General features: G+C 67.4%; 6 protein-coding genes. 1 reads left to right on the top strand and 5 read right to left on the bottom strand.

What is annotated here, in order from left to right; translation table 11 throughout:
- Positions 1-186: 186 nt before the first annotated feature.
- Genes nrdF through nrdH form a run of 4 tightly spaced genes read right to left on the bottom strand, consistent with a single transcriptional unit; the run spans position 187 to position 3,982 of the window.
- Positions 187-1,161, bottom strand: a complete 975-nt coding sequence (gene nrdF, locus AOM05_RS13710; protein ID WP_062523177.1) for a class 1b ribonucleoside-diphosphate reductase subunit beta — start codon at positions 1,159-1,161, stop codon at positions 187-189.
- A gap of 44 nt (positions 1,162-1,205) precedes the next feature.
- On the bottom strand, positions 1,206-3,311 hold the full coding sequence (gene nrdE, locus AOM05_RS13705) for a class 1b ribonucleoside-diphosphate reductase subunit alpha (protein ID WP_062523202.1): 2,106 nt from the start codon (positions 3,309-3,311) through the stop codon (positions 1,206-1,208).
- Positions 3,312-3,331: 20 nt separating this feature from the next.
- Positions 3,332-3,733, bottom strand: coding sequence for a class Ib ribonucleoside-diphosphate reductase assembly flavoprotein NrdI (gene nrdI, locus AOM05_RS13700; RefSeq protein WP_062523174.1), 402 nt, complete (start codon positions 3,731-3,733; stop codon positions 3,332-3,334).
- 12 nt (positions 3,734-3,745) lie between these two features.
- Positions 3,746-3,982, bottom strand: a complete 237-nt coding sequence (nrdH, locus tag AOM05_RS13695) for a glutaredoxin-like protein NrdH (protein ID WP_062291240.1) — start codon at positions 3,980-3,982, stop codon at positions 3,746-3,748.
- Between the two features lie 300 nt (positions 3,983-4,282).
- Between nrdH and AOM05_RS13690 the strand changes: the two genes are divergently transcribed.
- A complete protein-coding gene (locus AOM05_RS13690) occupies positions 4,283-5,716 on the top strand; it encodes an amidohydrolase family protein (protein WP_062523172.1) in 1,434 nt (477 codons plus the stop codon).
- Positions 5,717-5,723: 7 nt separating this feature from the next.
- On the opposite strand, the gene AOM05_RS13685 is transcribed toward AOM05_RS13690, so the two are convergent.
- Positions 5,724-7,130: a carboxypeptidase-like regulatory domain-containing protein gene (locus tag AOM05_RS13685; RefSeq protein ID WP_082097557.1), complete on the bottom strand. Its 1,407-nt coding sequence runs from the start codon at positions 7,128-7,130 to the stop codon at positions 5,724-5,726.
- Positions 7,131-7,258: the final 128 nt, after the last annotated feature.

Genomic DNA, 7,258 nt, shown 5'->3' with positions numbered 1-7,258 from the left:
CATCGACCCCCTCCGCCGGCGGGGCCGCGACCGTCGCGATCCCCTGCGACATGTCTACGGACGGGCGGACGGCGCGACAACGGAGCCGGCGGATCTGTGGATAACCCGACCGCCGCATCGTCCCTACGCGAAGAGGCCCCGCACCCGACTCGGGTGCGAGGCCTCTCGCGAATGGACGGACGGGACTCAGAAGTCCCAGTCGTCGTCCGTGGTCTCCTCGTGCTTGCCGATCACGTACGACGAACCCGACCCCGAGAAGAAGTCGTGGTTCTCGTCCGCGTTGGGCGACAGCGCCGAGAGGATCGCGGGCGACACGTCCGTGACGGTGGACGGGAACAGCGCCTCGTAGCCCAGGTTCATGAGGGCCTTGTTGGCGTTGTAGTGGAGGAACTTCTTGACGTCCTCGGTCATGCCGAGGCCGTCGTAGAGGTCCTGCGTGTACTGGACCTCGTTCTCGTAGAGGTCGTACAGCAGGCTGAAGGTGTAGTCCTTCAACTCCTCGCGGCGGGCCTCCGACTCGAGCTCGAGCCCCTTCTGGAACTTGTAGCCGATGTAGTAGCCGTGCACGGCCTCGTCGCGGATGATGAGGCGGATCATGTCGGCCGTGTTCGTGAGCTTCGCCCGCGAGGACCAGTACATGGGCAGGTAGAAGCCCGAGTAGAACAGGAAGCTCTCGAGCAGCGTCGAGGCGACCTTCCGCTTGAGCGGGTCCTCGCCGTGGTAGTAGTCGAGGACGATCTGCGCCTTGCGCTGCAGGTTCTGGTTCTCGGTGGACCAGCGGAACGCGGCGTCGATCTCCGGCGTCGAGCACAGTGTCGAGAAGATCGACGAGTAGCTCTTGGCGTGCACCGACTCCATGAACGCGATGTTCGTGTAGACGGCCTCCTCGTGCGGGGTGAGCGCGTCGGGGATGAGCGACACGGCGCCCACGGTGCCCTGGATGGTGTCCAGGAGCGTGAGGCCCGTGAAGACGCGCATGGTGAGCGTCTGCTCCTCCGGCGTCAGCGTCGCCCACGACTGCACGTCGCCGGAGATCGGCACCTTCTCGGGCAGCCAGAAGTTCGCGGTGAGGCGGTTCCACACCTCGACGTCCTTCTCATCCTGGATGCGGTTCCAGTTGATCGCGTCGACGTGGCTGACGAGGGTCAGCTTCTCGGTCATGTCGGTTCCTTTTGAACGTGGCTAGAAGGACGATGCGCGGGAGGCTACAGCATGCAGCTGACGCAGCCGTCGACCTCGGTGCCCTCGAGCGCCAGCTGGCGGATGCGGATGTAGTAGATGGTCTTGATGCCCTTGCGCCACGCGTAGATCTGCGCCTTGTTGATGTCGCGCGTGGTGGCGGTGTCGGGGAAGAACAGCGTCAGCGACAGGCCCTGGTCCACGTGCTGCGTGGCCGCTGCGTACGTGTCGATGATCTTCTCGGGGCCGATCTCGTAGGCGTCCGCGAAGTACTCGAGGTTGTCGTTGTCCATGAAGGGCGCCGGGTAGTAGACGCGACCCAGCTTGCCCTCCTTGCGGATCTCGATCTTCGACGCGATCGGGTGGATCGAGGACGTCGAGTTGTTGATGTAGGAGATCGAGCCCGTCGGCGGCACGGCCTGGAGGTTCTGGTTGAAGATGCCGTGCTCCTGCACGCTCGCCTTCAGCTCCCGCCAGTCCTCCTGCGTCGGGATCGCGATGCCGGCGTCCTCGAACAGCGAGGCGACGCGGGCGGTCGCGGGGACCCACTCCTGCTCGGTGTACTTGTCGAAGAACTCACCCGACGCGTACTTCGAGTCCTCGAAGCCCTCGAACGCCGCGCCCTGCTCCTTCGCGATCTTGTTCGACGCCGCGATGGCGTGGAACAGCACCGTGTAGAAGTAGATGTTGGTGAAGTCCACACCCTCCTCGGAGCCGTAGTGGATCCGCTCGCGGCCCAGGTAGCCGTGGAGGTTCATCTGGCCCAGGCCGATCGCGTGGGCGCGGTCGTTGCCGTAGCGGATCGACGGCACCGCGTCGATGGCCGACTGGGTCGACACCGCGGTGAGGCCGCGGACCGCGATCTCCACGGTCTGCGCGAGGTTGCCGCCGTCCATCGCGGTCGCGATGTTCATCGAACCCAGGTTGCAGGAGATGTCCTTGCCGGTCTCCGCGTACGTGAGGTCCTCGTTGAAGGTCGACGGGGTGTTGACCTGGAGGATCTCCGAGCAGAGGTTCGACATGTTGATGCGGCCCTTGACCGGGTTGGCCTTGTTCACCGTGTCCTCGAACACGATGTACGGGTAGCCCGACTCGAACTGCAGCTCCGCGACGGTCTGGAAGAACGTGCGCGCCGCGATCTTGGTCTTGCGGATCCGGGCGTCGTCCACCATCTCGTGGTACTTCTCGGTGATCGAGATGTCGCCGAAGGGCACGCCGTAGACGCGCTCGACGTCGTACGGGCTGAAGAGGTACATCTCCTCGTTGTTGCGCGCGAGCTCGAACGTGATGTCCGGGACCACGATGCCCAGCGAGAGGGTCTTGATGCGGATCTTCTCGTCCGCGTTCTCGCGCTTGGTGTCGAGGAACTTCATGATGTCGGGGTGGTGCGCCGAGAGGTACACCGCGCCCGCGCCCTGACGCGCGCCCAGCTGGTTCGCGTAGGTGAAGGAGTCCTCGAGGAGCTTCATCACGGGGATGATGCCCGAGGACTGGTTCTCGATGTGCTTGATGGGCGCGCCGGCCTCGCGGATGTTCGAGAGCGACAGCGCGACGCCGCCGCCGCGCTTCGACAGCTGCAGCGCGGAGTTGATCGAGCGGCCGATCGACTCCATGTTGTCCTCGATGCGCAGCAGGAAGCAGGAGACGAACTCGCCGCGCTGGGCCTTGCCGGCGTTGAGGAAGGTGGGGGTCGCGGGCTGGAAGCGGCCCGACACGATCTCGTCGACCAGGCTGAGCGCGAGCTGCGTGTCGCCCGCCGCGAGGGTCAGCGCGACCATCACCACGCGGTCCTCGTAGCGCTCGAGGTAGCGCTGGCCGTCGAACGTCTTCAGGGTGTAGCTCGTGTAGTACTTGAACGCGCCCAGGAAGGTCGGGAAGCGGAACTTCTTGGAGTACGCGCGGTCGGTGATCTGCTGCAGGAACTCCTGCGAGTACTGCGCGAGGACCTCGGGCTCGTAGTACTTCTTCTCGACCAGGTAGTCGAGGCGCTCCTTGAGCGAGTGGAAGAAGACCGTGTTCTGGTTGACGTGCTGGAGGAAGTACTCGCGCGCCGCCTCACGGTCCTTGTCGAACTGGATCTTCCCCTCGGCGTCGTAGAGGTTGAGCATCGCGTTGAGCGAGTGGTAGTCCATGCCCGTGCGGGGGGCGTCGATCACTGTTGCTTCCACAGCACATCCAATCCATGGCGGACGGCGTCCACGTCGTCCTGGGTTCCGAAGAGTTCGAACTTGTACAGGTGCGGCACCTTGCACTTCTGGGCGACGATGTCGCCGGCGATGCAGTAGGCCGAACCGAAGTTGGTGTTGCCCGCGCTGATCACGCCCCGGATGAACGAGCGGTTGTGCTCGTCGTTCAGGAACTTGATGACCTGCTTGGGGACGGCCCCGCCCTCGGCGCCCCCGCCGTACGTGGGGAGCACCAGCACGTAGGGCTCGTCGACCTTGAGCGGCGCCTCGGTGGGGTACAGCGGGATCCGGTCCGCGGTCACGCCCAGTTTCTCGACGAAGCGGTGGGTGTTGCCCGAGGCCGAGCTGAAGTACACCAGGGAGGCCATGCGGCGGCTCGGTTAGGAGGCGGCCCGCTCGGCGAGAGCGGCGATGCGGTCGGGCTGGAAGCCGGACCAGTGCTCGTCGCCGGCGATGACCACGGGGGCCTGCAGGTAGCCGAGCTTCATGACGGTGTCGTAGGCGTCCTGGTCCTCGGTGACGTCGAAGATCTGGAACTCGAGGTCGGCGCGCTCGAGGGCCTTCTTGGTGGCCGTGCACTGCACGCAGGCGGGCTTCGAGTAGACCGAGATCGTCATGGGGACGTCCTTTCGAGAGACGAAACGTTGGACAGCAAGCGCCACTATATATGGGGGGTGCGTCCGGATGCCACCACTAGATGGTGTGTTTCATCCACAGATTTACACACAATTTACACACAGTGGAGGGACTTCCCTGTGGGTAAGTCCGGGGGACGATGCGCGACACGCCGGGCGACACGCCGTCGCCAGGCCTGGGGTCGCCTGGGAGCGCCTGGGGATAGCCGAAACGCCCCCGAAACGGAGGCCTACTACGGTGACGATGCGCGCCGCGACCGCGCACGGGGGAGGATTCCAGGCATGCCGTCGACAGACACCGCACGGGACACCGGCGTCCGCGTGTACCGCGCTCATCTGTTCCACATCGCGGGCGCTCCGGCGCAGACCGATGTCGCCTCGCACCTGGTGTCGATCCCCGACGGAGCGCTGGTGGTCGAGGGCGAGGGGATGATCGCGTGGACGGGCCCCTGGGCGGAGCTGCCCGCGGCCTTCGCGGACGCGCCGGTGACGCGCGCCGACTACCTGCTGCCCGGGTTCGTCGACTCGCACGTCCACTTCCCGCAGTCGTACGCGACCGCGGCCCACGGCGGCGGCCAGCTGCTCGAGTGGCTCGACCACTGCATCTTCCCCACCGAGACGCAGTTCCGGGACGCCGACTTCGCCGACCGCGCGGCGCGCTACTTCACGCGCCGCCGCATCGCGGCGGGGACCACCGCCGCGATGGTGTTCGGTTCCGCGTTCCCGGTGGCCCAGGACGCCCTGTACCGCGAGACCCTCGCCGCCGGCCTGCGCATCGTCTCCGGGCGCGGCGTCCAGACCGTGGGCCCCGACGCCGCCGCGGCCCTCCTCACCACCGAGGATCGGGCGATCGAGCTGATCCAGGACGAGATCGACCGCTGGCACGCCGTCGACACCGGCGACCCGCGCACCGCGCACGTACAGGTCGCGGTGGTGCCGCGCTTCTCGCTGTCGGTGACGCAGCGCACGCTCGCGGCGATGGGCGAGCTGTACGAGGAGGCGCAGCTCCACGGCGTCTACTTCCACAGCCACCTCAACGAGAACAACCGCAAGGGCGACGGCGAGATCGCCGCCGTGCTCGGCTCCTACGGCGTCGAGGCGTATCTCGACACGTACGACGGCCGCTTCCTGCCCGGCTCCCGCTCGGGCGGCCGCTCGCTCCTGGGCCGCCGTTCCTCGCTGGCGCACGCGGTGCACTGCCAGCCGCGCGAGCTGTCGCGCATGGCGGAGACGGGCACGTCGATCGCGCACTGCCCCACCTCCCAGCTGTTCCTGGGTTCCGGGACCATGCCCTGGAGGGCCACGGTCGCCACTGGGGTGAACGTAGCGCTGGGCTCCGACATCGGGGCCGGCGACGAGTGGCTCATCTCACGCGTGGCCGGCGACGCCTACAAGGTGCACATCTCCGAGGAGGGCGACGCGGGCACCGCGCTGCACCCGGCGGAGCTGCTGTTCGCCGCGACGCTCGCGGGCGCGCGCGCGCTCGACATGGAGCACGCGTTCGGCAACCTCGACCCGGGCAAGGACGCGGACTTCCTGCTCATCGAGACCGGGCGGTGGGAGCCTCTCGAGGGGATGCTGTCGATGGGGATCCGCTCCGACGACGAGGAGCAGGCGACCCTCGAGGAGCTGTTCACGCTTCTGGTGGGGCTGCGCCAGCCCGCCATCGCGGGGGTCTACGTGCAGGGCCGGCGGGCGGTCGCGCCGGAGCTGTAGCCGGCCCTTACCCGAGGCGGATGGTGCGCTTCACGTCGTCGGTCCCGGCGGCGATGGTGCCGCTGAACAACTTGTGCCCGAACGCGTCGTGGACGGAGAACGGCGTCTTGACGCGGGTGAGTCTGCCGGTGGAGAACGTGCCGTCCGCCTTGACCCTGACCTCGATCGACGAGGCGTAGCGGGTCCCCACGTTCGTGCGGAGCCGGACGAGCGCGGCGGGCGGAGCGTCCACGGGCTGCACGACCTTGCCCGAGAAGGTCCTCAGCGGTCGCGTCGACTTCATCGTGAAGGTCTTGGTGGCGTGCGTGCCACCGCTCGGGAGGTTGATGGTCGCCTGCGGCTGGGTGAGGTACTCGCCGCCCGACGTGTCGACCAGGTAGTCGCCGCTCACCAGGTGTCCGAACCAGTACGAGAAGGTGCCGGTGCCGCACCGGTACTCCCACTCGATGGTGACGCACACGTTCTGGCCGGCGGGCGCGTTGACCTTGCCGGAGATGCTCGAGAGGGCGTACGAGAAGGTCGGGAACGTGGTGGTGGCTCCGGACTTGACCGTGACGATGCGCGACTTGTTCGTTCCCACCACGCTCACGCGGTAACGCCCCGGCGCCACGTTGCCGAAGGTGACGGTGCCGCGCTCCGCCACGCCCCACTTCCCGCCCGCCTTGAGCCACCCGCCGACGGGTTCGAGCTCGACATCGAGGCCACCGCTGCCGGCGTACCCGCTGAAGTTCAGCTTGCCCGTGATCTTGCCCGACTTGGGGATCCTCAGGGTGCCGAGGCGCACCGTGGCACCGGGTTCCACCGTGACTGTGCGACGGAACTGCGCGTAGGGCAGGCCCGCGTAGTTGGTGTCGACGGTGATGCACGCCTCATAGGTCCCCACGGATGCGACCTTGCCGCCGCGCGTATCGCTCGGGGTCCACGGCACATACATCCCCACGGAGCACTTCCCGATCGAGACGTAGGTCGGATCCACCACCTTGCCCGTCTGGGTCAGCACGGTCGCCTTGATGACACCGGCGGGCCGCAGCTTCACGTTCGCGGTGGTGAGGCTTCCCGCCACCACGCGGATCGGGTTCCGCGAATGGGAGTACGTCATGAACCCCTGCTGCGCGCGCGGCGGATACGCCCTGACCTGGTACCAGCCGGCACGCCTCGCCACCGTGTAGCGGCCCTGCTCGTCGGTGGTGGTCGTCACCGACGCCCACGACCCCGAGAAGTAGGAGTCCTGGTCGCCGCTCCAGACCTCGACCGTCGCGTTGGCCACGGCGTTGCCCTGCGAGTCGGTCACGCGCCCCGTGAAGCCGGTCTCGACCGTCGCCGCATCCACGGGTCCACCGACCCACGTGGCCGACGTGACGACCACTGCCGCGACCGCGAGCATCGCCCACGCGCGCACTCGACGTACCACCATGGTGCAGCCCCCTCAGACTGAAGATCCCCTCGCGCGATACAGCGCGCGGGCGCTGGCTCGGACGCTAGCAGGCACGCCGCGTCGCGGACAAGGACCCGACGGCCCTCTCCGAGCACCGCGCGGGACGC

The organism is Demequina silvatica (assembly GCF_000971215.1).
Lineage (GTDB): Bacteria > Actinomycetota > Actinomycetes > Actinomycetales > Demequinaceae > Demequina > Demequina silvatica.
This window is presented reverse-complemented; position numbering and strand designations above follow the sequence as displayed.